19 protein-coding genes and 2 tRNA genes are annotated in these 25326 nt (G+C 69.6%); 12 read left to right on the top strand and 9 right to left on the bottom strand.

The annotated features are described in order from the left end of the window. Positions 1–2: 2 nt before the first annotated feature. The 3 genes from AB0367_RS03890 to AB0367_RS03880 form a co-directional block, all read right to left on the bottom strand. Positions 3–425 carry a DUF5130 family protein gene (locus AB0367_RS03890; protein ID WP_366224606.1) on the bottom strand — a complete coding sequence of 141 codons (423 nt, stop codon included), beginning with the start codon at positions 423–425 and terminating at the stop codon, positions 3–5. Next, a complete protein-coding gene (locus AB0367_RS03885; RefSeq protein WP_366224605.1) occupies positions 394–702 on the bottom strand; it encodes a hypothetical protein in 309 nt (102 codons plus the stop codon). The genes AB0367_RS03890 and AB0367_RS03885 overlap by 32 nt, the downstream gene beginning before the upstream one ends. 207 nt (positions 703–909) lie before the next feature. Further along, positions 910–1452 carry an HNH endonuclease gene (locus AB0367_RS03880; RefSeq protein ID WP_366224604.1) on the bottom strand — a complete coding sequence of 181 codons (543 nt, stop codon included), beginning with the start codon at positions 1450–1452 and terminating at the stop codon, positions 910–912. Between the two features lie 216 nt (positions 1453–1668). On the opposite strand from AB0367_RS03880, the gene AB0367_RS03875 reads away from it, so the two are divergent. From AB0367_RS03875 to AB0367_RS03865, 3 genes are all read left to right on the top strand, one after another. Continuing rightward, on the top strand, positions 1669–2730 hold the full coding sequence (locus tag AB0367_RS03875) for a mechanosensitive ion channel family protein (protein ID WP_366224603.1): 1062 nt from the start codon (positions 1669–1671) through the stop codon (positions 2728–2730). 300 nt (positions 2731–3030) lie between these two features. After that, positions 3031–4530: an MFS transporter gene (locus tag AB0367_RS03870; RefSeq protein ID WP_366224602.1), complete on the top strand. Its 1500-nt coding sequence runs from the start codon at positions 3031–3033 to the stop codon at positions 4528–4530. A gap of 4 nt (positions 4531–4534) precedes the next feature. Further along, positions 4535–4924 carry a globin gene (locus AB0367_RS03865; protein WP_366224601.1) on the top strand — a complete coding sequence of 130 codons (390 nt, stop codon included), beginning with the start codon at positions 4535–4537 and terminating at the stop codon, positions 4922–4924. Positions 4925–5116: 192 nt separating this feature from the next. Here AB0367_RS03865 and AB0367_RS03860 read toward each other — a convergent pair. The 3 genes from AB0367_RS03860 to AB0367_RS03850 all read right to left on the bottom strand — a co-directional run bounded on the left by AB0367_RS03860 (position 5117) and on the right by AB0367_RS03850 (position 8111). Next, a tRNA-His gene (locus AB0367_RS03860) sits at positions 5117–5192 on the bottom strand. A gap of 53 nt (positions 5193–5245) precedes the next feature. After that, on the bottom strand, positions 5246–5884 hold the full coding sequence (gene orn, locus AB0367_RS03855; protein ID WP_366224600.1) for an oligoribonuclease: 639 nt from the start codon (positions 5882–5884) through the stop codon (positions 5246–5248). A 361-nt stretch (positions 5885–6245) separates the two neighbouring features. Continuing rightward, positions 6246–8111, bottom strand: a complete 1866-nt coding sequence (locus AB0367_RS03850; protein WP_366224599.1) for a copper resistance protein CopC — start codon at positions 8109–8111, stop codon at positions 6246–6248. 139 nt (positions 8112–8250) lie between these two features. Here AB0367_RS03850 and bcp point away from each other — a divergent pair, with 139 nt between their 5' ends. Beyond that, complete coding sequence (gene bcp / locus AB0367_RS03845; RefSeq protein WP_350544691.1) at positions 8251–8724, top strand: thioredoxin-dependent thiol peroxidase; 474 nt, start codon at positions 8251–8253, stop codon at positions 8722–8724. Between the two features lie 250 nt (positions 8725–8974). After that, positions 8975–9047 (top strand) — tRNA-Leu (locus tag AB0367_RS03840). Positions 9048–9441: 394 nt separating this feature from the next. Here the strand turns inward: AB0367_RS03840 and AB0367_RS03835 are convergent. Further along, positions 9442–13179, bottom strand: coding sequence for a GH92 family glycosyl hydrolase (locus AB0367_RS03835; protein WP_366224598.1), 3738 nt, complete (start codon positions 13177–13179; stop codon positions 9442–9444). Between the two features lie 1000 nt (positions 13180–14179). Here AB0367_RS03835 and AB0367_RS03830 point away from each other — a divergent pair. Further along, entirely contained in the window at positions 14180–15223 is a 1044-nt protein-coding gene (locus tag AB0367_RS03830; protein ID WP_366224597.1) for a LacI family DNA-binding transcriptional regulator, read from the top strand. 549 nt (positions 15224–15772) lie between these two features. On the opposite strand, the gene AB0367_RS03825 is transcribed toward AB0367_RS03830, so the two are convergent. Together AB0367_RS03825 and AB0367_RS03820 are read right to left on the bottom strand one after the other, a co-directional pair. Continuing rightward, complete coding sequence (locus tag AB0367_RS03825) at positions 15773–16264, bottom strand: hypothetical protein (RefSeq protein WP_366224596.1); 492 nt, start codon at positions 16262–16264, stop codon at positions 15773–15775. 282 nt (positions 16265–16546) lie between these two features. After that, positions 16547–17332 carry an MOSC N-terminal beta barrel domain-containing protein gene (locus AB0367_RS03820; protein ID WP_366224595.1) on the bottom strand — a complete coding sequence of 262 codons (786 nt, stop codon included), beginning with the start codon at positions 17330–17332 and terminating at the stop codon, positions 16547–16549. Between the two features lie 110 nt (positions 17333–17442). On the opposite strand from AB0367_RS03820, the gene AB0367_RS03815 reads away from it, so the two are divergent. From AB0367_RS03815 to hutH, 6 genes are read left to right on the top strand one after another with little or no spacing between them, the layout of a single operon-like run. After that, positions 17443–18306 (top strand): MurR/RpiR family transcriptional regulator, encoded by an 864-nt coding sequence (locus AB0367_RS03815; protein ID WP_366224594.1) that lies wholly within the window; start codon positions 17443–17445, stop codon positions 18304–18306. A gap of 9 nt (positions 18307–18315) precedes the next feature. Next, positions 18316–19968, top strand: coding sequence for a urocanate hydratase (gene hutU / locus AB0367_RS03810; RefSeq protein WP_366224665.1), 1653 nt, complete (start codon positions 18316–18318; stop codon positions 19966–19968). After that, complete coding sequence (locus AB0367_RS03805; protein ID WP_366224663.1) at positions 19968–21173, top strand: allantoate amidohydrolase; 1206 nt, start codon at positions 19968–19970, stop codon at positions 21171–21173. Before hutU ends, AB0367_RS03805 begins: the two co-directional genes overlap by 1 nt. Continuing rightward, entirely contained in the window at positions 21170–22642 is a 1473-nt protein-coding gene (locus AB0367_RS03800) for a formimidoylglutamate deiminase (protein WP_366224662.1), read from the top strand. Before AB0367_RS03805 ends, AB0367_RS03800 begins: the two co-directional genes overlap by 4 nt. Further along, a complete protein-coding gene (gene hutI / locus AB0367_RS03795; protein WP_366224593.1) occupies positions 22639–23808 on the top strand; it encodes an imidazolonepropionase in 1170 nt (389 codons plus the stop codon). Before AB0367_RS03800 ends, hutI begins: the two co-directional genes overlap by 4 nt. Next, positions 23805–25325 (top strand): histidine ammonia-lyase, encoded by a 1521-nt coding sequence (hutH, locus tag AB0367_RS03790; RefSeq protein ID WP_366224592.1) that lies wholly within the window; start codon positions 23805–23807, stop codon positions 25323–25325. Before hutI ends, hutH begins: the two co-directional genes overlap by 4 nt. Position 25326 lies beyond the last annotated feature (1 nt).

The raw sequence follows: 25326 nt of genomic DNA, 5'->3' as shown, positions 1-25326 counted from the left end.
GGTCAGTGCCGGCCGGCGTGGTCGGCGAGCTGAGCCAGGCCGGAGACCAGGCCGCCGGCGAGGTCGCCGCCACCGAAGGCCGCGGCCATCGACAGGGCCGCGAGCTTGGCCGCACGGTCCGGCAGCCGGCGCCGGGCCTCGCCACCGGTGACGATCTCGAGCTGGCGCTGGTTCGGGGAGAGCGCGATGAGCACGGAGTGCGGCGGGTCGGCCAGCTGGCCGTGCAGCTTCTCCGTGTAGGCGCGGACCGGCTCCTCGAGGTCGCCGACGTAGATGCTGAACGTCAGCCCGGTCGACGAGTCGGCCAGGCGTAGCGCCTCGTCGAGACGCAGCAGCTGGCGCGTGGTGAACGGGCCGTTGAGGACTTCGGGCTGGCCCCTGTGGGCAGCCGGGTTACCACCGGTCACTTGCGCCTCCGATGACATGCGGCTGGGCCTTGTCGCCGGACCACTCGGTCACGGTGGAGGCATCGCCGCCTGTGGTCAGTTCCGCTCGCCGCGCACCGGTGAGCTCGCGGGCGTTCGCCGCCTTGGCCAGCTGCTCGGGCGCGGAGAGGAACCAGACGGGCGTGAACTCGAACGGCCGTCCGGGCCGGTAGCGCTTGCTACGGCGGGAACCTCCCGCGTAGACGGCGCCCGCGATGAGCAGGATGACCGCTACCGGAATCCCGGCGAAGATCAGCGTCGTCTCGATGATGGACAAGCTCAACGCCCCCAGGCGTCGAAGGGACTAAAAGACCGGCTTCACGTTAGCGGGCGGTCATGACCAGCCGATTGCCGGGGGTGTCCGACCAGATCTACGCCACGGCGAAGCCTCGTAACGACATGCCCGTCACCGGCATGGGCCTCCCATGCCAGTATGCCGAGACACGTGAGTGGCCTCACACCGCGGGTGGACCCGCCCGGAAGCTCAGGCGGCCTGCGGGAGCTCGTCGCCCGGCAGGTCGAGCCAGTCGGCCCAGCGCGGGTCGGGGGTGCGGTGGCCGAGCACCCGCCACGCGACGCCTTTCGGCGCGATGGGGCTGGTATACAAACGCCAGCCGAGTTCGGCTGGCGTTTTGTCACCCTTGGTGTGGTTGCAGCGGGCGCAGGCGGCGACGACGTTCTCCCAGGCGTGCCGCCCGCCCCGGCTGCGTGGCATCACGTGGTCGATGGTCTCGGCCGGGCCGCGGCAGTAGGCGCAACGCCATCCGTCGCGGGCGAATATGCCGCGTCGGGAGAGGCCTATGTGTGTGCGATACGGCACCCGGACGTAGCGGGTGAGCCGGACCACAGAGGGGACCGGCAGCTCGTCCGTCGCACTGTGGAGGATCCCGTCACCGTCGGCGACGCACACGGCCTTCGACGTCAGGACCAGGATGGTGGCACGTCTGACAGACACGACACACAGCGGCTCGTAGGTGGCGTTGAGTACCAGCGCACCCGATACTCGTGCGGGTCGTATGTCAGGCATCGCCGTCCCCCTAGTTACGTGAAGCGAAGTCTCCCTGGAAATGGCCATGAGTGGTCCCGTCACGGGCCCACCGGCAGTGGTCCGTGGGCTAATCGTCCCCGATAGATCCTCGGATTGCACGTACTATTTGCGGCCGGCGGGTGAACCTTCACCCGCTCCCCTCGGACCTTTGTGCGGGCTTATCCCGGTTCGCACCGGTTTGCTGCTAGGAGCTTCGTGATCAGCCCTCTGGCGATGCCCCTCGAAACGCCCAACCCCGAACCGAGCTGCGCGGACAAGAGCGGCTTGTGCGATTTCATCTGGGACCAGACGAAGAACAAGTGGCTCGCCGAGAGTAGCTACTGGGTGATCGTCAAGCCGGTGACAATCGTGATCATCATATTGGTGGCGTTCGTCATCCGGGCACTCATCCACCGGGCCGTCGACCGGCTGATCAAGCACACGATATCCGACAACGAATCGGGTGGCTCGCTGCTGCGGCCGCTGCGTAACCGGCTACCCGGCGCACTCGCGCTGCCCAACGGACTCGCGCTGCCCTCCGAGCGGCGCATCCAGCGCGCCCGGGCGCTCGGCTCGGTGCTGCGCAGTATCGCCTCCGTGGTGGTTTTCACGATCGCGACGATGCTGGTGCTCGGCGAGATCGGGATCAACCTCGGTCCGCTGCTGGCCAGCGCCGGCATCGCCGGCCTCGCGATCGGCTTCGGCGCGCAGAACCTGGTCAAGGACTTCATCGCCGGCCTGTTCATGCTCCTGGAGGATCAGTACGGCGTGGGCGACGTGGTCGACGTCGGCGCGACGACAGGGACGGTCGAGGCGGTCGGACTGCGGATCACCACGATCCGCGACGGCGCGGGCGTGGTCTGGTACGTGCGCAACGGCGAGATCGTCCGCGTGGGCAACAAGAGCCAGGGCTGGGCCGTGGTGAACGTCGACGTGCCGGTCGGGTTCGTCTCCATCGAGCAGGCGACCGCCGTGCTGCGCGAGGCGGCCGACGCGTTCGCCGAGGACCCGGACTTCGCCGAGGACTTCATGGACCCGCCGAAGGTGCTCGGCGTCGAGCAGCTCACCGCCGACGGCGCGGTGCTGCGCACCACCGTCAAGACGTCGAACGAGGCGCAGTGGCGGGTCGGCCGCGAGCTACGCCGCCGGCTCTCCGAGGCGCTGGAGCGGGCCGGTATCGCCGCCCACCTCACCGCGGCGCGCATGTACATCCGCCCGGGCTCCGAAGGCGACGAGACCGGGCCGGTCGGGCCGGCGAGACGAACCGGCCCCGCCTGACCGACCCGTCGTGTGGCATCGACCCCCCAGCCGGAGGTGGCTCAACATCCAATAGATATGGCCATATAGCCCGCACTGCAACGAACGGAGGAACTTGACCGATCTAGCGGCCATCTGTGATCAACCCAGAGGGTAGGGTCGCGCGTCGGGTGGTCAGTCGGTTATCGTCCGTTCGTTCAGGTGCATCGCTGCACAGTATCCCGGTCTGCCACTGTTAGCCCCTCTTGGTGGTGGAATGACCGGTTCGGCCGCGCCCGCGAACGTTTACGCCGTCGTGACCGAGGGAAGGGGGCTCCGCCGGTGTCCGACCCCGACGAGTCCGCCCAGCGCCCTGCCACCGTCCGCGAGACACTCGCCAACCGCGAGTTCGCCGCCGTCTTCGTAGCCCAGACCCAGTCGGTCCTCGGCGACAACGTGGCCCGGGCCGCCATCGTCGCCGTGGTCTACGGCCAGACGCACTCGGCGGTCCTCTCGGGCGCCGCGTTCGCCGTGAGCTACCTGCCGTGGCTCGGCTTTGGCGCGCTGCTGTCGGCCTGGGCGGAGCGCCATCCGTATCGCCGCACCATGATCGGCTGCGACGTCATCCGCGCCGGGATCATGCTCGTGCTGGCCGCCTTTCCCCACGCGCCCGCCGGGGTGCTCATCGCGCTGCTGTTCGGCAACGCGCTGCTGAGCCCGCCGTTCGACAGCTCCCGCTCGGCACTGCTGCCGCGGCTGCTGCAGGGAGAGCAGTATGTCACCGGCATCACGCTGAGCCGCACCGCCGCCCAGATGGCGCTGATCGGCGGTTACGCCCTCGGCGCCGTGCTGGTCGCCGTCGACGACTCCGCCGCGCTGCTGTTCAACGGGGTCACGTTCGCGATCTCCGCGGTGCTCGTCGCCGTGGTGGTCAAGGAGCGGGCGCCGAGCCTGAAGGTGGAGCAGCGCACCAACCTGGTGCGCGAGGCCATCGACGGCTACCGGGTCGTGTTCCGCTCGCCGGTCATGCGGGCCATCGCGCTGATCGTCTTCTGCGGGGTCTGCTTCGGCGTGGTGCCCGAGGGCCTCGCCGCGGCGTGGGCCGCCCACCTCACCGGGCGCGCCGACCCCTTCACGTTCGGCACGATCATGATCGCCGCCGCGTGCGGCTTCGTGTTCGGCAGCGCGCTGGTGACCTGGCTGCTACGGCCCCAGCGGCGGATCGCGTTGATCCGGCCGGTGGCGATCATCACGCCGCTGTCGCTCGTGCCGGCACTGTTCGACCCGGGGCTGGTCGTCGTCGTGATCATGACGGTGCTCTCGGGGGCGTCACTGGCCATCACGCTGCCGGCCAGCAACGGGCTGTTCGTGCAGGTCCTGCCGCCGTCGTTCCGGGCCCGCGCGTTCGGCGTCATGCAGAGCGGCGTGCACCTGCTGCAGGGCGCCGCGATCGTCTTCACCGGCTGGCTGGCGACCTACTTCCCGCTGCCGGACGTGGTGGGGTATTTCGGGATCAGCGGCGTCGCCGCCATGGTGCTCATCATCGCCGCCTGGCCGGCGCGGGCCACCATCGCCGACGCGATCGCGGTCAACAAGGTCCAGGTCGCGGCCGAGCAGCGCGCCGCCGAGCGCCGCGACGGCATCGACGACCTCGGCGAGGTCACCATCGACCTGGGCCGCGCCCCGCTGCCGCCCCGCCGGCGTCCCTCGCCCGGGCCGTCGGTGCGCCGGGAGCCGTCGATGCCCGACCCGGCGGAGCGCACGGTCGACCTTAGCGAGCGCACCGCTGAGATCGGTGGCCTCCCGCCGCCACCGCCCTCTCAGGCCGCGCGGCATAGTTGATGGTGTGACGTCCCCCAACAACTTCTACGAGCTCGTCGGCGGCGAGCCGACCTTCCGCAAGCTCGTCGACGAGTTCTACGCCGGCGTGGCCGAGGACCCGATCCTCCGGCCGCTGTACCCGGAGGAGGACCTCGGCCCGGCCAACGAGCGGTTCCGGCTGTTCCTGATCCAGTACTGGGGCGGCCCGGGCACCTACTCGGAGCAGCGCGGCCATCCCCGGCTACGGATGCGGCACGCGCCCTTCGAGATCGCCTCGGCCGAGCGCGACGCGTGGCTGCGGCAGATGCGCCGGGCCGTCGACGCGATCCAGCTCGCGCCCGAGCACGAGGCGGTGCTGTGGGAGTATCTCGAGCGCGCCGCCCACTTCATGGTCAACGCCGACGATCCGAACTAATCAGACTGTCCGGCCATTGACGCAGTGGCGGTGGGCGAGGACTTCACGACCGTGACCGACGCCACGCGCAAGGTGCGGCAAGACGACCGGGCCCGGGGCCGTGTCCCGGCCCGATTCCCCTACCAGTCCCCTACAACGCGTCAGGCCCCCTCCTTGGAGGGGGCCTGACCTGCTGATACGGAGATCAGCCAATGGGGTGACTGATGGGATTTGAACCCACGACACCCGGGACCACAACCCGGTGCTCTGCCAACTGAGCTACAGCCACCATGAACTCGCCCGCTAATAGTAGGGCATGGGGGGCGGGATCCGTCGACAGGGTTACGCCTCGTTCGTGTCGCCTTCCCGGCTCAGCTCGGCGGCGATGGCCTTCGCGGTGTCGACGTCGGGCCCGGGCAGCGGCACGAACAGCGTGCGCCGGTAGTACTCGAGCTCGCGGATGCTCTCGCGGATGTCGGCCAGGGCGCGGTGGGCGAGTCCCTTCGGCGGCTGGCCGAAGTACACCCGCGGATACCACCGCCGGCACAGCTCCTTGATGGAGGACACGTCGATCATCCGGTAGTGGAGGTGGTTGTCGAGGCGCGGCATGTCGCGGGCGAGGAAGCCGCGGTCGGTCGCGATCGAGTTGCCGCACAGCGGGGCGGTGCGCGGGTCGCGCACGTGCTCCGTGACGTACGACATGATCATGTCCTCGGCCTCGGCCACGGTCACGGTGGAGGCGCGCACGGCCTCGGTGAGGCCCGACTTGCCGTGCATGTCACGGACGACCTCGAGCATCCCGTCGAGCGCGGCGTCGTCGGCGTGGATCACCACGTCGACGCCCTCGCCAAGCACGTTGAGATCTGGGTCGGTCACCAGCGCCGCAACTTCGATCAGCGCGTCCTTCCCCAGATCCAGCCCCGTCATCTCACAGTCGATCCAGACCAAAAGATCACCCACACCGGACAGCCTAGTGTTCATCTGGCCGACTTCTCACTCCTCGATCGGCGTAATCGCCAGTACTGCGCGTTGTCGTTACCAACGCCACAGAGCCGCTGTGGCGCGGCTCACGCGGCCGGGGACGTCGTCCCCGGCCCGCGCGCGGCGTCCCCGGCGGGCTCGCGCAGCGCGACCGGGCCCAGGTGAACTGCCGTTCGATGGCCGGCATGGCGGGCAGCGGGGGCAGCTCAATCGGGCCGTCCCTGTCGAGCCCTGTCGAGCTCGACGTCCTTCGGCGCGGGCCGGCCGAGCTCGCACTCGGTAGGCAGGACCGGCTCCCTCGGCTCGGTTGTCACATTGTCGGTTTTCGGACCCGGTGCGCTGGTCCGGGAGCCGGGATCGCTCAGGATCTGACGGGCACCTGCACCGTGACCGTGGTCTGGTTGAGATCGTCGACGCGGGCCGTGAACTTGAACTCCCACGTGCCCGCCGAGACGAGCGAGATCTGCCCCACCGCGTGGTCGTCGGAGAGGGCGAGGGTCGGCACGGTGAGGGGCTCGATGCCCTTGGCCGGCAGGGCCGCGGTCGCCTTCCACTCGACCACCGTCTGGGGTCCGGAGCCGTCGGGCTTGAAGGCGTACAGGTGAATGGAGTTCTGCCCGACCGTGGCCGGCGAGATCTCGACCTGGAGCTTGAGCAGGCTGGTCGAGACGGTGCTGTCGAACGGCCCGGACGGGACGTCGCTCCGCGCGCTGCGCGCCGGGCTGGTCTGCACCAGCACCGAGGTGAGCGCCAGGACGACGACGGCGACGGCGACCTCGATCAGGACCGCGGTGCGCAGTCGCTTCCGACCGCGCTCCTCCGCCCCGGGTTGATCCACTTCGGTACGCCGGCCAACCTCCTCCCCGCCCCTTTCCGCCGCTTCAAAACCTTCGAGCTCTCCGCGTTCCAGCACTTCGGCGGGTTCCAGCGCTTCGGCGCCGTCCAGTGCCTCGGCGCCGTCCGCCGCTCGCGTACCGATCGCCGCAGGTGCCGTTCCGGATATTTCCGAAATGTCGCTTCTGTCGGTCACAACCGGGCTCGGCGCGAAGCGGCTGTTCGTCAGGCGGCGGGAGTACGCGGCCACAAACACCACGATGGCGAGCAGCGCCACCTTGGCGATCACCAATTGGCCGTACGACGTGCCCGTGAGCGCGTCGATCGTGCCGATCTCCACGAGCGCCTGCGCGGTGCCCGCCAGCACCAGCACCGTGATCGCGAAGAGCGCCCATCCGGACCACACCGGGACGATCGCGGCGAGCTCCCGCGTGTTCGCGCGGCGCAGCAGGAACCCGAACAGCATGACCAGCCCGCCGAGCCAAATCGACATGGCCGCGAGGTGGGCGGCGTCGGCGACCACGGTCAGGGTCGGCACCGGCGACGCGCTGGGGTGCCCGGAGATCGGCCAGGTGGCCAGCCCGACCACGCCGAGGATGATCAACAGCGTCTGGTCGACCTTGCCCGCGCGCCCCGCGATCACCGGGCGCAGCAGCACCGCGGCGGCGAGGACCACGCCGAGCCGCACGAGGTGCGCCGCGCCGAACGGGGTGCCCAGCACGTCGCGGGTCGCCGCGCCGGTGACGTCGAAGAGCGTCGTGCCGGCGGTGTAGGGGATCTGAAGGTACAACTCCAGGATCGTGCTCACCGCGAGCAGCCCGGCGCCCGTCTGCGCCAGCCGGCCCGGGTCGCGGGCGGGGAGCCGGCGCGGCCAGAGGGCGAACAGGATCAGCACCGGGCCGACGAGCAGCACCAGGCCGGCGTAGCCGAGGAAGCGCGCGACCGACATGGTGTTCTTGACCACGGCGTCGGTCTGGACCGAGGAGCCGGCGTCGTCGGCGTTCGGGGTCGCGGAGACCTGGCCGAAGGAGAAGCTGTAGCCGCCGCTGACGGGATGGCTGTCGGCCGAGATGACCCGATAGCTGACCAGATAGGTGCCCTTGGGCCCGCTCGGCTTCAGCGGGATGACCAGCTCCGTGTCGCGCACGGCGGGCTTGCCGGTGTCGGCCCGGTTGCCGTCCGGGCCGGTGATCCGAATCTTGTCGGTGACGAGACGCACTGGCTCGCTGAAGGTCAGCGTGACCTCGCCGGGTAGCCGGTCGAGGACCGTGCCGGCGACGGGCGCGGACTGCTCAAGGGTGGCGTGCGCGCTGGCGGGCGCGGCGGGCAACACGAGGATGGCCAGGGCGCCGAGGAGCATCGCCAGCGGCACGGACCATCTGCGTCGGGTCATGCCGTCATGATTTCGCGCCCGTCATTCCCGGGTGGTCGCGGGTCGGCCACCAAAAGTTCCCAACAACCGTAAGTAGCAATCCACGTACGCGGCGCCATGTGCCCCCTCGACCCCGACCCGCACGCGATAGAGTCCAGTGATGACGACGACGCGCCTCGAGCCGGGCGACACCGCCCCCGAGTTCACGCTGCAGACGGACCGGGACGAGCCCCTGTCGCTCGCCGACCTTCGCGGTCGCAAGGTCGTCCTCTATGCCTACCCCGCCGCGATGACGCCGGGTTGCACCAAGCAGGCGTGTGACTTTCGCGACAACCTCGCCTCGCTGCAGGCGGCCGGCTACGAGGTCGTCGGCATCTCGCCGGACTCCCCCGCGAAGTTGGCCCAGTTCCGCGAGCGCGACGCGATCACGTTCCCGCTCGTCTCCGACCCCGACCGCTCGGTGCTGCGCGCCTACGGCGCCTATGGCGAGAAGCAGAACTACGGCCGCACGGTGCTCGGCGTGATCCGCTCCACCTTCGTGATCGACGAAAAGGGGACCATCGAGCGGGCTCTTTACAACGTGCGGGCGACCGGACACGTGGCGAAGCTTCGCAAGGATCTCGGCCTGGACTGAGCGGAGACGCCCCCGGGCCCGATCCGGCCGAAACGGTTCGTGCCCAGGCACCCGTCAGGCGAACGATGTCCGGGGCCACGGTCGAAGCTTGGGACGAGATGTTCGACCGCCCCGGCCAGCCGCGAGCGGCGCCCGCGACTACGACGACGTTCCGCCGCCGCGTGGGGGGTGCCACGGCGCGCCGAGCAGACACCTCGGCGTCACGGTGGAGCTCATGCGGCCGGACTGAGTATTGTGTCTCTCGGTTACAGGGGCCGTAGCCCAATGGCAGAGGCACACGGTTTAGGTCCGTGCCAGTGTGAGTTCGACTCTCACCGGCCCCACAGGCTGGACGCATCCTGCTCGCACGTCTCTCGGCGTGCTTACCGGGAGGCTGCGGGATGCCTCGCACAGGCTCCTCCGCTCCCCCCATCGCGGTGGTCACGGGTTCTTCAAACGTCGCCGGTGTGCGCGATCGGGCGGCACACCGAGGCCCGGTGGACGGATACTCCACCGGGCCTCATCATGTCTTCTCCGGCCGCGCTCGGCTTCTGGCCCTGGCACGCCCTTGCTTGGTTCCGGCACGTTTCGACGCTGTCGCAGCGTGCCGTCTCGGGGTGGCTCGTCCCGTAGAACGAACCACCCCGCCGGGACGGCTATCCGATCAGCTTCCAGAGATCCTTCGGATCACCCGGCACCTGACCACACGCCCGCCCCTTTCTGGCCATACGCCTTTACCTACTTGCGCACGACGAGAGCCGGGGCCTGAACAGACCCGGCCGGCAGTGAAGGCACCGAAGCCGACACCTGGTAGGTCCCCGACTTCAGCGACGGATGAACCGAGATCTTGCCGGAGATGGCGCCGAACGCATTCGCCACGAGCACAACGCTCACCTTGTCGAGCGAGACGGTCACCGGCTCGCCGGCGACGAAGCCGGACCCGGTCACAGCGACCACGTCACCGGACTTGGCCTCGCTGGCCGCCAGCTGCACGGCCGGGGCGTCGCCTGCGACCGCGAAGATCCGCTGGCCGGTGCCGGCCGTCGGGAACGTGATCGAGGTGACCTTCCAGCCCGCGGGGGCGACGTACGGCTTGGTCGCGAAGATGTACGCGCCCGCGTCGTTGGCCGTCTCGACGGCGAGGCGGTGCGGCGTCCACGCGACGACGCTGTTGTCGTACTGCGGCTGCAGCGTCCCGTTGCGAACGTCGCCGACCGCCGACGGCAGGACCCAGTTCGAGAAGGCCACGGGGTAGGTGGCCTCGGCGACATTGGTGCCATCGGTGATCTGCAGCGTCGCCTGGACGGTCGTGTTCCCGGTGTAGGCCGCGCCAACAAGCGAGAACGTCGAGGTGGGACGCTCGAGCTGGATGGTCTGGTTCGCGGCCGGCTGGTAGGCCTCGGCGTACCCGACGGGCGCGTTGGGCCACACGACGGACAGGGGCACGCCACTGGCGGTGAAGTGCTTGACCGCGCCGGGGGCGAGACCCACGGCGGCGAGCTCCTTGCGGTCGTAGGTGTTGGTGGTGGTGTTGTTCCCCATGTTGGTGCCGTTGCCACCGGACCACGTGATGCCGCTCTGGCCGTCGAACGAGCCCTTGAGGGCGTCATAGAGGGCGGTGCCCGTGACGGTCTTGCTGGCCTCGAGCGACCCTGGCTTGACGACCCGGAGAATGGCCTTCTCAGAGGTCGACGATCCGTTCGAGGTCACGGTCACAGTCGCCTGGTAGTAGCCCGAAGGCACGTGGGGAGCGACGGTGATGGACAGGGGCACACTGACGCGGCCCTGAGCGTCGAAGTGCTGGGTCGGAACCGAAGCGACGACGATGCCCGGGTTCGAGGTGGTGACGGCGACGTGGAGCGCCTGGGCCTTCGAGCCGATGCGCTGGATGTCGACCTTGGTGGTGCCGGTTGCGCCAGGCTGCAGCTCGACGGCGCCGAACGTCGGCGAGCCGACGGTGTTGACGTTGAGCGAGACGGGCTTGGAGCTCTCCTGCCACGACGGCGGGAGGTCGGAGTTGCCGGTGCCCCACGCGTTGGGCGTGGAAGCGACGGTGAAGTCGATCGTGGTGTCCTTGGACACGGTCTTCCAGTCGAACCAGGACTTGGTCGACGACGCACCGTTGATCTTAACGTTGTTGATGTACCGCTTGCCCGCCTGAGCGCCGGGGGCGTTGATGGTCAGCGTGCGACCGTTGCCGAGCTTGATGACCGACTTGTCGAAAATCGGGGTGTTGAAGTTCACGGCCGACGCGCCGGAGGTCTCGGGGTACATACCCAGCGCCGCCCACACGTAAAGGTTGGCGAGGGCACCGAGGTCGTCGTTGCCGGGCTCGGAACCCGCCGGCTTGTAGCCGAACAGGGTGCTCGTGATCTTGTCGACCACTTCGGCCGTCTTGTCGGGGCGGCCCAGGTAGTTGTAGACCCACGGCACACCGAAGTTCGGCTCGTTGTCGAGGTTCATGTAGGGCACGTTGGCGCCGGCACCACGGACCAGGCCGGTCGACAGGAACTTGTCGAGCCGCTCGGTCGCGGCCTCCTTACCGCCCATGGCGGTGATCAGGCCGGCGAGGTTGTGCGGCACCATCCACAGGTACTGCTCGGCGTTGCCCTCCTCGAAGCCCTGCTGGCCGAGGTCGTAGACGTTACCGCGGTAACCGAACGAAGCCGGGTACTGCAGGCGCGGGTCGGACTCCGGGTAGCGGCCGTTGACGTCGCGCGGCTGGATGCCGTCCGCCGTCGGGTTCCACAGGTTCTGCCACCACTGGGCCCGCTCGTAGAACTGCTTGGCGGTGGCGGTGCGGCCCCTGGCCTGGGCGAGCTCGGCGACGGAGAAGTCGGCGATCGCGTATTCGAGCGTGTAGGACGCGCCCGTGACCACGTGGTCCGCCTGGAAAGGCCGCAGCTGCGGGGCGTACTTGTACTCGTTGTAGTAGTCGGCACCGGGCCGCTGCATGATCGGCCAGCGGGTGTTCGTCATGCCGTTGGTGTTACCGGCGCCAGTGTTGGTGCCGCCGGTGAACTTGCCGGCCTTACTGCCGATCGAGTTCTCGAGCATGATGTCGATCGCGCGGTCGACATTCCAGTCGCGCGCACCGAAGTGCCACGTGAACGCCAGCAGCGGTGCGACGCTGTCCCCGTTCATCTGGTTAGTCGAGGTGTTGGCAACCGCCCACCGGGGGAAGGAACCCATCTGCTCGGCCGCATTGACCAGGGACTGAGCCTGGTCGGAGGCGACATCCGGCCAGATGGCTGCCTGGAAGGGGGTCAGGGCCCGATAGGTGTCCCAGTCGGAGATCATCGTGTACTGGCGCCGGGTCCGCCCGTTTGCCCCGGGGCTCTCCGAGACGTTGTGGACCTTCGGCGTCGACTCGAACCCGAGGTACTCACCGTTGACGTCACTGTGGGTGGCCGGGTGAGTGATCGAGTGGTAGAGCGCGGTGTAGAAGGTGCGCAGGTAGTCGTCCGACTGGCCCTCAACCGGCGCGGAGACCTGAACCTTGCTCAACTCGGTGTTCCACGCCGCACGGTTGGCCGTCCGGACATCGTCGAACGTCCGCGTGTTGGGCATCTCGGTGTTCAGGTTGAGCACGGCGTTCGCCGTCGAGGTGTAGGAGATCGCCATGCGGGCGCGGATGACCTGCGTCCCGTCCGGGAACGTGAAGTAGCCACCGGTCTGGGTGTTCGCGCTGGTGGAGACATGCGTACGCCCGGCCTGAGCGGCCTGCCCGTTGACCCAGGTGCCGAAGCCGGCCCAGGGCTGCTCGAAACGCAGCGCGTAGTACAGGTTGTGCTGCTGGCCCTTGCGGCAGAAGTTCCCGACCAGGGCCCGAGCCGTGATCAGCCCGGTCGCCGGGTCGACCGTCATCTCCGAGTTGTAGGAGGACGTCGACCAGGCGGTCTGGTTGGTCCGCAGGAACACCTTCGGCGCCGGCGTGTCGGCCGGGAAGGTGAACTGAGCGATACCGGCACGGGTGGAGGCGCTCAGCTCGGTGGTGATCAACCGACCGGCGGCATTCGTCCCGTTCATGGTCGAGGTGTCGCGGGCGGTCGCCTTGTAGTAGCCCGTCTCCCCGGTCTCCGGGAATTCGGTGCGGCTCAGCGAGATCTTCTGGGCCCACGGTGCCGCGGTGTTCGACGTGGCCGTGAGGTTGTCGTAGCTGGTGGGAAGGATCGGGAAGTCACCGCCCATGCCACAGCCCTGAGAGGCGTGGGTCATGCCGAACCCGATGACGTGGTTCTGGTTGTACTTGTAACCGGCGCCGCTGGGGCCGTTGGTGCTCTGAACGTTGCCCCCGCTGGCGGTGTCCGGTGAGAACTGAACCATGCCGAAGGGCATGGCCGGACCCGGGAACGAGTTGGTCGCGCCCTGCGTGCCGGCGAGCGTGTGGACGTACTGAGCGGGGTTGGTGACGAGGGGTTCGGCCGCCATCGCCGACGGCACCGCCACGAATCCCGAAGTGGCGACCAGCGCCACGACGCTTGGGATGGCAAGACGCGGAAGGCGTCTGCCTATCCCTGGACTGACTAACTTCATCTGTTGCCGGTCTCCTGATCTGTGAAGCCGAGCCGGGGTATTAGCTCGATTCGTTGACGTCGCCCGGTCGAGGTATGGAGCCATCCGCTCGACGGGGCGTACACCTTGGCTCGGTGTCGGCGTTCTACTGACTGCTGCGCCAGGCCGGCGAGACCCGCGCGCGCCGCAGCCAGGCCGTTCACCCAGCCACGGTTGAGCCAGCGCCGCTTGGCGACCGCCCCGAACCAGTCCGGGTTGTGGGCATTGCCAAGCTGCACGGACTGCAGAGGTGGACCCAGACCACCTCTACACGATCATCAATACTTCTCGCAGAAGGTCGGCGACTGGACGGCCGCCGGCCGCGAGCCCGATCAGGACGGCGAGGTCCTGATCTTCACCATTTCGGGCCGGGAATGGATACACCCGCCGACGTGGTCCGTCGAGGCGTGGCCAGGGGCGGACCGGTGACCGCTGGCCACCAGTGGGTCGCACACGGCCGGTCGGACCGACCTACCCTGAGGCGCACACGCACCATGAGGACTGCCCCCCCTTACTAATGACAGCGCTGTCATTGGTTTGGTTAGGAAGCTTGGCAGGCCGCGCGTATGCCGTCAAGGGGCCGAAAGTCCCGGTAGTCGGCTACGACGTTCGCATCGGCGCGGCATAAGGCACTCGGTGCAGCCGTCCGCACGGCGTCAGCGCCCGCAAACGTGACGGGATCTCGAACCGGACGAGCCGACGCGAACCCGACCCGCGGCTTCCGTCACCGTTCGGGTTATGGCAATCTGATCGACCAAGCGGAGTTCCTGGTATGGGTTGTCCGGAGTGACAAACCCCTATGCCGGAACTCGGCCTCTCCCTCGATCAACACGCACCCTTGCCAGCTCGCTGCCCAGAGCGCCTGGCCGAGCGGCGTTGGCACTAGCCCATGCGGTGGGCCCGTCTGAGGACAATGAGTGGTGTGACAAACCAACCTGCTGGACAGGCAGATGCGACCCGACGCCCGACGCTTACGCACGTCGCCGAGCTCGCGGGAGTCAGCCTGAAGACCGCCTCGCGGGCACTCGGAGGTGAGCCCCACGTCAGCGCCGCCAAGCGCGAGCGGGTGTTCGCCGCAGCCCAGCAGCTCGGCTACCAGCGCAACGCCGCGGCGAGCCTGCTCGCGCGCGGGCAGTTGTTCGACTCCGTCGGTCTGATCACCAGCGACCTGGCCAACCCCTTCTACCCCGCCCTGGCGAAGGGACTCGAAGACGAACTGCGCACGGGCGGCCTGCTGCTCACGGTGGCCAACTCAGGCGAGTCGCCCGAGGTCGAGTGGTCGCTGGCGCGCAATCTCGCCGACCACCAGACGAAGGCGGTGATCGTCGCGTCGGCGATGGCTGACCACACGGTCTACCGGGAGCTCCAGGATCGCGGCATGCCAGTGATCTTCGTCGACCGCCCAGCGCAGCATCTGGATGCCGACGCTGTCGTATTCGACAACGTTGGTGGCGGACGTGCCGCCGCTCTGCACCTGCTCTCCGCGGGGCACCGGCGCATCGCCTTCATCGGTGACTACGACTGGCTGCCGACCCACCGTGACCGCCTCGCCGGAATGGCCGGCGCGCTCGAGGCGGCCGGGGTGACGGACTGGCGTCGGTGGCTGCGTACCGGCGCGCACGACGTGGCCGCCGCCCGGGCCCGCGTAGCCGAGCTGCTCGACACCCCGGACCCGCCTACGGCCTTCTTCGCGGGCAACAACAGGGCGTTGCTCGGCGTCGTGGAGGAACTCGTCTATCGCGCCCCGGACCCGCTGCCCGCCGTCGTCGGCTTCGACAATGTTGAATGGGCCAGGGTGCTCGGCGTGACGGTCGTAGCCGACGATCCCGAGGAGATGGGGCGGCAGGCGGGCCGGCTGGCCCTGGCCCGGCTCGCGGACCGGGACCGGCCGGTTGAGACCGTCGTGCTGCCCACGACCCTCGTCTCGCACGGGTCGGGTGAGCGGCGCGCGCCGGTCCCGGCCTGACGAGGGCTTGGCACCGCTGCGCCCGACCGTGTTCGGCGCCGGCCTGCTGCCGTACTTTCCGGCCAGGCTTCACGCACCGTAACGATCTCCCGATCGGGCGGGCGGTCGCGCCGGCGCGTCGAACGTGATCGCGTGGGCGACGCGGAGACCGAACGACGCCGCACTCCCGCGCACCTAACGCCACCCTGGATACAGTGACGGTAATCGTTCCCGGCCGTCGATGTAGGAACCGATATTCGGCGCCAGGACCGGTGTTTCATGCCCCGGAACGCCCTGGTCGACCCGAACTCTGCCGAACCGCTCCGCCCGGCAAGGACTCGGACCCGCCCGCTCCGCGCGTTATCCGACCTGCTGCGCGCCTGCGGCCGCCACGGCGGGAAGACAGACGGTCCGGCGGCAGGGACCGCTACTGACAGTGATCGACGGGACTGCGCTCTCGGTCCCCGACGCGCCCGCTACCCGAAGCAGCGAGGTAACCACGGCGGGACCGGCTGGCCCCCTAGCGCCATCTTCGTGCCGTAGGTCGAGCACGGCTTTCGACGCGTCGGTCTAGCGCGCGGACAGCCGCATCCGGTTGAGCGCGGCCATGGCCTCTTCCGGCTCATCGACGCTGACCGTGAACTGCCGCCCACCGAAGTCGAACGTCAACGCCGGCCCGGACCGTACGATGACGGCCCGCCCACGCCCGGGCACCCACGTCCACCCCCACCGCTGCCCGATGCTCCACCGCACGTCGACCGTACGCACGTCGTGCACCATGCGCAGCGGCACCGCGATGGACGGCATCGGCAGCAACCCGTGCCGAATCCGCACGTTGTACATGCTGATCTGCACGCCGACGTGCGCCATCGCCCCCGCCCATAGGAGCGCCGCCAGCCCGGCCAAGAAGAGCAGCACCGTCAGCGCGAGCCGCTTGGGATGCTCGAACGGCTCGCCTGGCGCCCCGAGATACCCCGCGGCGAAACACACCACGGCAGCCCCCACTCCGGCGCCGGCACGCCGGTACCCCATGGCCTGCCCGGCCCATAACAGAAACGACACGCGCGTTGTTCTACCAGGAGCCTCACCCGGCTGACCTCCACACGCCGCGTGACGGTCCACACCCTTCGATCTCACTGTCTTGCACTCCGCCGCCCCACCTCCCTTGACCACTACAAACGCGGCCCGAACTCCCACCCGCACAGCTCAGTCAGCAGCTGTCCGATGCCGGTCAGTCCCGTCGACCACGGCAACTCAAGCCACGCTGAGCAACATCTACAGACGGATCGCCCTCCGCAACACCAACCACCAACCACGCGGCCTACAGCCGCGGCAGTCAAGGCTTCAGAGGACCGCGACCTCGTCCCCGATCGCGATCTTCCCGCGCACGTCCGGGATGAGGTTGAGGCCGAACATCAGCCCGCCCGGGAACCGTCGATGCCGGCCGAGCACCCGAAGCGGCTGCTCGCCCTTCTCACCCGTCTCGGGGTCAATGGTGGTCAGCACACACCGGCTGCAGGGCTTCGGCACCCGAAACGCGACATCACCGATGACGACCCGCCGGCCGATCCAGTCGTCCTCCGCCCAGGCCGGGGCTCCGGCGACGACGACGTTGGGCCTGAAGCGTGTCATCGCGATCGGCTCGTCGCCGTCCTCGGCCAACCAGTCGTTCACCGCATATAGGGATGCCTCGTTGGCCAGCAGCAACGGATAGTCGTCGGCGAAGCTCACACGGTCGTCCGGGTTGCCGAACTCCGGGTTGATAGTTCGCCGCGTCGGATCGTCGAGATAGAACAACCGAGCCGACCGCCCGATCACCTGAGATACCCACTGGTCCACGACGTCCCCAGCAGATGTCGCGGCGATCCACTGATGAAAATGCCTGACCTCCGCCGTGGCCCCAGACGGAAAAGGCACTTCGAGCCGAACCGCCCCCTGCGCTTGGAGCACAAGACCGCGATCGTCGCAGCGCGGCCGAATCCTCCCCATTGCCGGCCAGACCCGCTGCGTGATGAGCTTGGCCTCGTCGTCGACGACGATCCAGCGCCGGTCCCCCGCCAGGCCCCATGGCTCCACTTCGGCAGCTTTCGCCTCGACGCGATAGCAGCTCTTGATCGGGTAGGTCGCCAAATAGCTCAGCCGCACCCTCAAAGCGTCGCATGTCATCCTCCCTTCCCGCCAACAGTCTGAATGACTCCATGCGGTTGACGCAACCATGAAAGCCGACTTACAGTCGAGCCATGACCCCATCTGCGCGCCAGCGGATTCTCGACCTCTTCGACGGGCAGCGCCTGACACCTGTGCAGCGCCGCATTGCGCGCATCCTGGTCGAGCACGCCGGTCAGGCCGGCTATCTCTCCAGCGGCGACCTGGCCACCCTCGCCGGCGTCAGCCAGCCCTCGGTGACCAGGTTCGCCACGGCGCTGGGGTTCGAGGGCTATCCGGCACTGCGCGACCAGTTGCGGGTGACGATCGACGGCTACCGGCACGGCCCGTCCACAATGGACGACACCGTCGACACCGAGCCGGTCAGCCAGTTCGAGCAGGCGCTCAGCGATGAGGCCACCAACCTGCAGAGGCTCTCCGACACCCTGCGCGACACCGGGCCGCTGACCGAAGCCGGCCGCCTGCTCATGCAGAGCCGCCCGCTGCCGGTGCTCGGCATGCGGGCGGCCGGGGCGCTCGCTGGAGCCTTCGTCTATTTCGCCGCCAAGGTGCACCCGGATGTCCGGTTGCTCCACGAGCAGGGCAGCTTGTTCGCTGATCGCCTGGAACAGGCACGCGCGGCCGGTGCGGTTGCCATGCTGGCGTTCGTGCTGCCCCGATATCCCCGCGAGGCGATCGACGCACTGCGCGAGGCGCGGGCCTGCGGGCTTCGTGTGGTCACCGTGACGGACTCGCCGGTCAGCCCCGCCGCCGCCGAGTCGGACGTGGTGCTGCCCGCTCCGGTCGGATCACGGCTGGTGTTCGACCTGCACACCGCGCCGATGGCCATGGTGACGATCCTGCTACAGGCAATGTGCGACTCCGCGCCTGCCGAGACTCAGGAGCGGCTTGAGGCGTTCGAGCGCTCCACCGCCACCCGTCAGATATTCCTGCCCTAGCCGAGGAGAATCATGGAAGTAGTCCGTGCCCCTCGAGGCACCCAGTTGACGGCGCGAGGCTGGCAACAGGAAGCGGCCCTGCGCATGCTCATGAACAACCTCGATCCTGACGTCGCGGAGCGGCCGCAGGACCTCGTCGTCTACGGCGGCACGGGCAAGGCGGCGCGCGACTGGCCGTCGTTCCAGGCACTGGTTCGCACGCTCACGACGCTGGCACCCGACGAGACGATGCTGGTCCAGTCCGGCCGTCCGGTCGGCGTGCTTCAGACGCACGAGTGGGCCCCACGGGTGCTGATCGCCAACTCCAACCTGGTCGGCGACTGGGCCACTTGGCCGGAGTTCCGGCGGTTGGAGGCGCTCGGCCTGACGATGTATGGGCAGATGACCGCCGGGTCGTGGATCTACATCGGCACGCAGGGAATCCTGCAGGGCACCTACGAGACGTTCGCGGCGGTGGCCGAGAAGCGATTCGGCGGGACGCTCGCCGGCACGCTGACCGTCACCGCCGGTTGTGGCGGCATGGGCGGCGCACAGCCACTCGCGGTGACGATGAACGGCGGCGCATGCCTGATCATCGACGTCGACCGGGCGCGGCTCGAGCGCCGGGTCGCCACCCGCTATCTCGACGTCATCGCCGACTCTCTTGAGGACGGAGTCCGGCTCGCGGTAGAGGCCAAGATCGCCCGTCGGGCGCTGTCGGTCGGGGTCGTCGGCAACGCCGCTGTGCTGCTGCCAGAGCTGCTGCGGATGGGCGTGGCGGTCGACATCGTGACCGACCAGACCTCGGCACACGACCCGCTCTCCTACGTGCCGAGCGGCATCGCGCTCGAGGACGCGGCGGACTACGCGGCGAAGAAGCCCGAGGAATACACGGAGCGGGCCCGGCATTCGATGGCGCGCCACGTCGAGGCGATGGTCGGGTTCCTCGATGGCGGTGCGGAGGTGTTCGACTATGGCAACTCGATCCGCGGCGAGGCACAGCTCGGCGGATTCGATCGGGCGTTCGCGTTCCCGGGGTTTGTCCCGGCGTATATCCGACCGCTCTTCTGTCAGGGCAAGGGACCGTTCCGGTGGGCGGCGCTATCGGGCAACCCCGCCGACATAGCCGCGACCGACCAGGCGATCCTCGACCTCTTCCCGGAGAACGAGTCCCTGCGCCGCTGGATCACCATGGCGCAGGAGCGGGTCGCGTATCAGGGCCTCCCGGCCAGGATCTGCTGGCTCGGCCAGGGTGAGCGCGACCGCGCTGGCCTGCGGTTCAACGAGATGGTCGCCGACGGCACACTGGAGGCGCCGATCGTCATCGGGCGCGACCATCTCGACACCGGATCGGTCGCCTCGCCATATCGCGAGACCGAGGCGATGCGCGACGGCTCCGACGCGATCGCCGACTGGCCGCTGCTCAACGCCCTGGTCAACACGGCGTCGGGCGCGTCCTGGGTGTCGATCCATCACGGTGGCGGCGTCGGGATCGGGCGCTCGATCCACGCCGGCCAGGTCTCGGTCGCCGACGGCACCGACCTCGCCGCGCAGAAGCTGGCGCGGGTGCTGACCAACGATCCGGCGATGGGCGTGCTGCGACACGTTGACGCCGGATACGAGGACGCGGCCAAGGTCGCCGGGGTCGCCGGGCTTCGGGTGCCGATGCGGGAGCAGTCATGATGAGCGCGGAGCGGTTCGCCGCGCTGTGGGAGTCGCTGAGCCCGATCGGAAGGGTCAGCGAAGACGGCGGATACGTGCGCCATTCGTGGACCGACACCGACCTGGCCTGCCGGGAGTGGTTCGTCGAAGAGGCGCTGGATCGAGACCTGGAAGTCGAGATCGACCGCAACGGCAACACATGGGCGTGGTGGGGCGAGCCCAATGGCGAGGGCGCGGTCGTCACTGGCAGCCACCTCGACTCCGTGCCGCACGGCGGGGCCTATGACGGCCCCCTGGGCGTGGTGTCCGGGCTGCTCGCCATCGACCGGCTTCGCGAGCGCGGAGTGACGCCGTCCCGGCCGGTCGCGGTGGTCGTGTTCGCCGAGGAGGAAGGGGCACGGTTCGGCGTGCCGTGTCTGGGGTCTCGGCTCCTCACCGGCTCCTACGACCCGGCCAAGGCGCTTCGCCTGCGCGATCGGGAGGGCACGTGGCTCGCCGAGGCGATCGGCCGCGCGGGGCTCGACCCCGACCGGCTCGGCCCCGATCCGGAACGGCTGGCGCGCATCGGGGCCTTCGTCGAGCTCCACGTCGAGCAGGGTCGGGCCCTCGACCACCTCGACGCGCCGGTGGGAGTGGCGAGCGCGATCTGGCCGCACGGTCGATACCGGTTCGACTTCACCGGCGAAGGTAACCACGCCGGCACGACCCGGATGGCGGACCGGCACGATCCGATGCTCACCCTCGCCTACACCGTGCTGGCGACCGACGAGGCGGCCCGAGCCCACGGCGCGCATGCGACCGTCGGGCGGGTCGACGTCGCGCCCAATGCCACCAACGCGATCGCCGCTCGCGCCTCCGCCTGGCTGGACGCCCGAGCCGCCGACGCTGACACGCTGCAGAAGCTCGTCGAGTCGATCCATCAGCGGGCCGAGGAGCGCGCCCGGCACGACGGGACCCACGTGTCGATGGCCGCCGAGTCGCTGACCGACGAAGTCGGGTTCAACGGTGACGTCAGCCGACTCGCCGTGCTGGAGCTGGGCGCGCCGGTGCTGCCGACCGGCGCCGGGCACGACGCCGGGGTGCTGGCCGGACACGTCGACACGGCGATGCTGTTCGTTCGCAACCCGACGGGCATCTCGCACGCGCCACAGGAGTCGGCCTCCGACACCGACTGCGCCATCGGGGTAGAGAAGCTCACCGATTTGCTGGAACGGCTATGTCAGTGACGCGCTACCACTGCGCACACGCCTGGCTGCCGACCGGCGTCGAGAACGACGTGCTGGTCGAGATCGGCGGCGGCCGGTTCGTTGCGGTGCGCCCGCGGACGCCGGTCGACGCGCCGGAGGCCGCCGACGCGGTGCGGCTCGCGGGCATCACGCTGCCGGGGCTGGCCAACGCCCACTCGCACGCGTTCCACCGCGCGCTGCGCGGACGCACGCAACGGGGCCGCGGCACGTTCTGGACGTGGCGAGAGCAGATGTATGCGGTGGCGGGAGCACTCGACCCGGACTCCTACCACGCGCTGGCGGTCGCCGTGTACGCCGAGATGGCGCTCGCCGGCATCACCTGCGTCGGCGAGTTCCACTACCTGCACCACGGCCCGGGTGGGGTGAGGTATGCGGATCCGAACGCGATGGGCGAGGCGCTCATCGCGGCGGCCGCGGATGCCGGGATCCGGATCACGCTGCTCGACACGCTGTACATGACGGCGGGGGTCGACGGACGGCCGCTGGAAGGAGTACAGCTGCGCTTCGGCGACGGATCGGTCGACGCGTGGTCGAACCGGGTGGATCGGCTTCGGGGCCGCCCACACGCGCGGATCGGCGCGGCTGCGCACAGCGTCCGGGCCGTGCCGGCCGACGCTCTGGCCGAGCTCTCGGCGCGCACCGACGGCGTGCCGACGCACATACACCTCTCCGAACAGCGCGCGGAGAACGAGGCCTGCCTGGCCGTCCACGGCTGCACACCGACCGAGCTGCTCGCCGACCGGGGGCTGCTGGGCTCGCGGTTGACGGCGGTGCACGCCACCCACCTGACCGACGCAGACCGGGCGGAGCTCGGCGACAGCGGCACCGGCGTGTGCTTCTGCCCGACCACCGAACGGGACCTCGCCGATGGCATCGGCCATGCCCGGGCGCTCGCCGACGCGGGCAGCCCGCTGAGCCTGGGCAGCGACAGCCATGCGGTCGTCGACCTGTTCGAGGAGGCGCGCGGTGTCGAGATGCATGAGCGCCTCCACACCGAGCACCGAGGACACTTCACCGCCGCCGAATTGATCGACGTCGCAACGGTCGCCGGGCACGCCGCGCTCGGCTGGTCGCACAGCGGAACCATCGCCGTCGGCGCGCGAGCCGACCTGGTCACCGTGGCACTCGACTCGCCTCGCACCGCCGGCTGCGACCCGGCGGCGATCGGGTTCGCGGCCACCGCCGCCGACGTCCGCCACGTCGTCGTGGACGGGCGCGTCGTCGTTCGCGATGGAGTCCACGTCGCCGTGTCCGACGTCGGATCGGCCCTGGCCCGCGCGCTGGGGGACATCTCGGCGGAGTCGACCGGCTACCACGCCGCACAGGGTGATCGGCCGGCCGCTGCCGACGTTTCCTCGACGATGGCGAACGCCAACCAGAAGACCGGCGAGACGACCGGGGCGGTCTCGACGGACGTCGGTGGCGGGCGGATCGGGGCGATGCGATGAGGTCGCTGCTGGTCACCAACATCGGCGAGCTGGTCACCGCGGACCCGGCCTGGGGCGAAGGGCCGCTCGGCATTCGGCGCAACGCCGCCCTCGTCATCGACGACCGGCGGGTCGAGTGGATCGGGCGGGCGACGGATGCGCCGGCCGCCGACGCGCGCCTCGACGCGGACGGCGCGGCGGTGGTGCCCGGATTCGTCGACAGCCACTCGCACCTGGTGTTCGCGGGCGACCGTTCGGCCGAGTTCGCGGCGCGGATGGGTGGTCAGCCGTATACCGGGGGCGGCATCCGCACCACTGTCGGCGCGACGCGTGCCGCCGACAACGAGCAGTTGCGCACAAATGTCGCCCGGCTGCGCAACGAGGCGCTGCGGCAGGGCACCACGACGATGGAGATCAAGTCCGGTTACGGGCTGAGCGTGGCCGACGAGGCTCGCTCGCTGCGGATCGCCCGGGAGTTCAGCGTCGAAACCACGTTCCTCGGGGCGCATGTGGTGCCGACGGAGTACACCGATCGGACCGACGACTACGTCAGCCTGGTCTGCGGGCCGATGCTCACCGCGGCGCGGGGTGCCGGGGCTCGTTGGATCGACGTGTTCTGCGAGCGGGGCGCGTTCGACGCCGACCATTCCCGGGCGATCCTGACCGTGGGCGCCGATGCTGGACTGGGTATACGCGTGCACGCCAATCAGCTGAGCGAGGGGCCCGGCGTCCAGCTTGCCGTCGAGCTCAACGCCGCCTCGGCCGATCACTGCACCCACCTGTCCGCGGCGGATATCGCGGCGCTCGCGGGGTCGGCCACCGTCGCGACGCTGCTGCCCGGCGCGGAGTTCTCGACCCGATCGCCCTATCCGCCGGCGCGTGCGCTGATCGACGCCGGGGCGACCGTCGCGCTGGCCACCGACTGCAATCCTGGCTCGTCGTACACCACGTCGATGCCGTTCTGCATCGCGCTTGCCGTGCGTGAGATGGCGATGACGCCGGCCGAGGCCGTGCTCGCCGCCACCCGCGGTGGGGCGGCCGCGCTGCGCCGCAGCGACATCGGGCATCTCACCGTCGGGGCGCGCGGCGACCTCGTCGTGCTCGATGCCCCCTCCTATGTGCACCTGGCCTACCGGCCCGGGGTGCCGTTGACAACAACCGTCGTGCTCAATGGGGAGCTGGTTTGATCACCATCACCGCCTCTGGAATCACCCCTGACGACCTCATCGCGGTCGCCCGGGCCAACGCGCGGGTAACCCTCGCGCAGGACGCGCTCGACGCGATGCGGGCGAGCCGGTCCATCGTCGACGGGATCGAGCGTGACGGGCGCCCGGTCTACGGGGTGTCGACCGGCTTCGGGGCGCTCGCCAACACGTTCATCGCGCCGCAGCGGCGGGCGGAACTACAACACGCGCTGATCCGGTCACACGCGGCGGGCGTTGGGGCGCCGATGCCGCGCGAGGTCGTCCGGGCGATGATGCTGCTGCGCATCCGCTCGCTGGCGAGGGGCCGCTCCGGGGTCCGGCCCGAGGTCGCGCAGGCGCTCGTCGAACTCCTGAACTCGGACATCACCCCCTGGGTGCCGGAGCACGGCTCGCTCGGCGCGTCGGGCGACCTGGCGCCGCTCGCGCACTGCGCTCTGGTGCTCATCGGCGAGGGCTGGGTCCTGACGAAGGACGGCACCCGGATCAGTGCGCTCGAAGCGGGCGTGTCGCCGATCGAACTGTCGTCGAAGGAGGGGCTGGCGCTCATCAACGGCACCGACGGCATGCTCGGCATGCTGCTCATGGCCATCGAGGACGCCGCTCACCTGTTCACGATGGCGGACGTTACCGCCGCGCTGTCGATCGAGGCGATGCTCGGCTCCGACCGGCCGTTCATGCCGGAACTGCACTCGATCCGGCCTCATCCCGGCCAGGCCGCCTCGGCGGCGAACATCCACCGGCTGCTGCAGGGCTCGCCGATCATGGACTCGCATCGGGACGACCTGGTGCACGCGGTGCAGGACGCGTACTCGATGCGATGCGCACCGCAGGTCGCCGGGGCCGCTCGGGACACGCTGGAGTTCGCGGCGACGGTCGCCGGCCGAGAGCTGCGCTCGATCGTCGACAACCCGGTCGTGCTTTCAGACGGGCGGGTCGAGTCGACCGGAAACTTCCACGGCGCGCCGCTCGGGTTCGCCGCGGACTACCTCGCGATCGCGGCGGCCGAGGTCGGCGCCATCGCGGAGCGGCGGGTCGACCGGCTCCTCGACGCGACCCGCTCCCGTGATCTTCCGCCGTTCCTGACGCCGGACGCGGGCGTGAACTCGGGGTTGATGATCGCGCAGTACACAGCGGCGGGCATCGTCGCCGAGAACCGCCGCCTGGCGGCGCCGGCCAGCGTCGACTCGCTGCCGACGTCCGGCATGCAGGAGGACCACGTCTCGATGGGGTGGGCCGCGGCCCGCAAGCTGCGCACGGTCCTGGACAACGTCTGCAGCATCCTGGCCGTCGAACTGCTCTCGGCGGTCCGTGGCATCCAGCTCCGAACGCCCCTGCAGCCGTCGCCCGCCGGTCGGCTCGCGGTGGCGACGGTGGAGCGCTTCGCGGGAGGACCGGGCCCGGACGTGTTCCTCGCCCCCGTGATGGAGGCGGCCCGCGCCCTGGTGTGGTCACGCGACCTGAGGAAGGAGATCGAACGGGCGACCGGCCCGCTGGCTTGAC

Source organism: Dactylosporangium sp. NPDC051484, from assembly GCF_040689395.1.
Lineage (GTDB): Bacteria > Actinomycetota > Actinomycetes > Mycobacteriales > Micromonosporaceae > Dactylosporangium.
The sequence above is the reverse complement of the archived record's forward strand: the minus strand, read 5'-3'. Positions and strand labels throughout refer to the sequence as shown.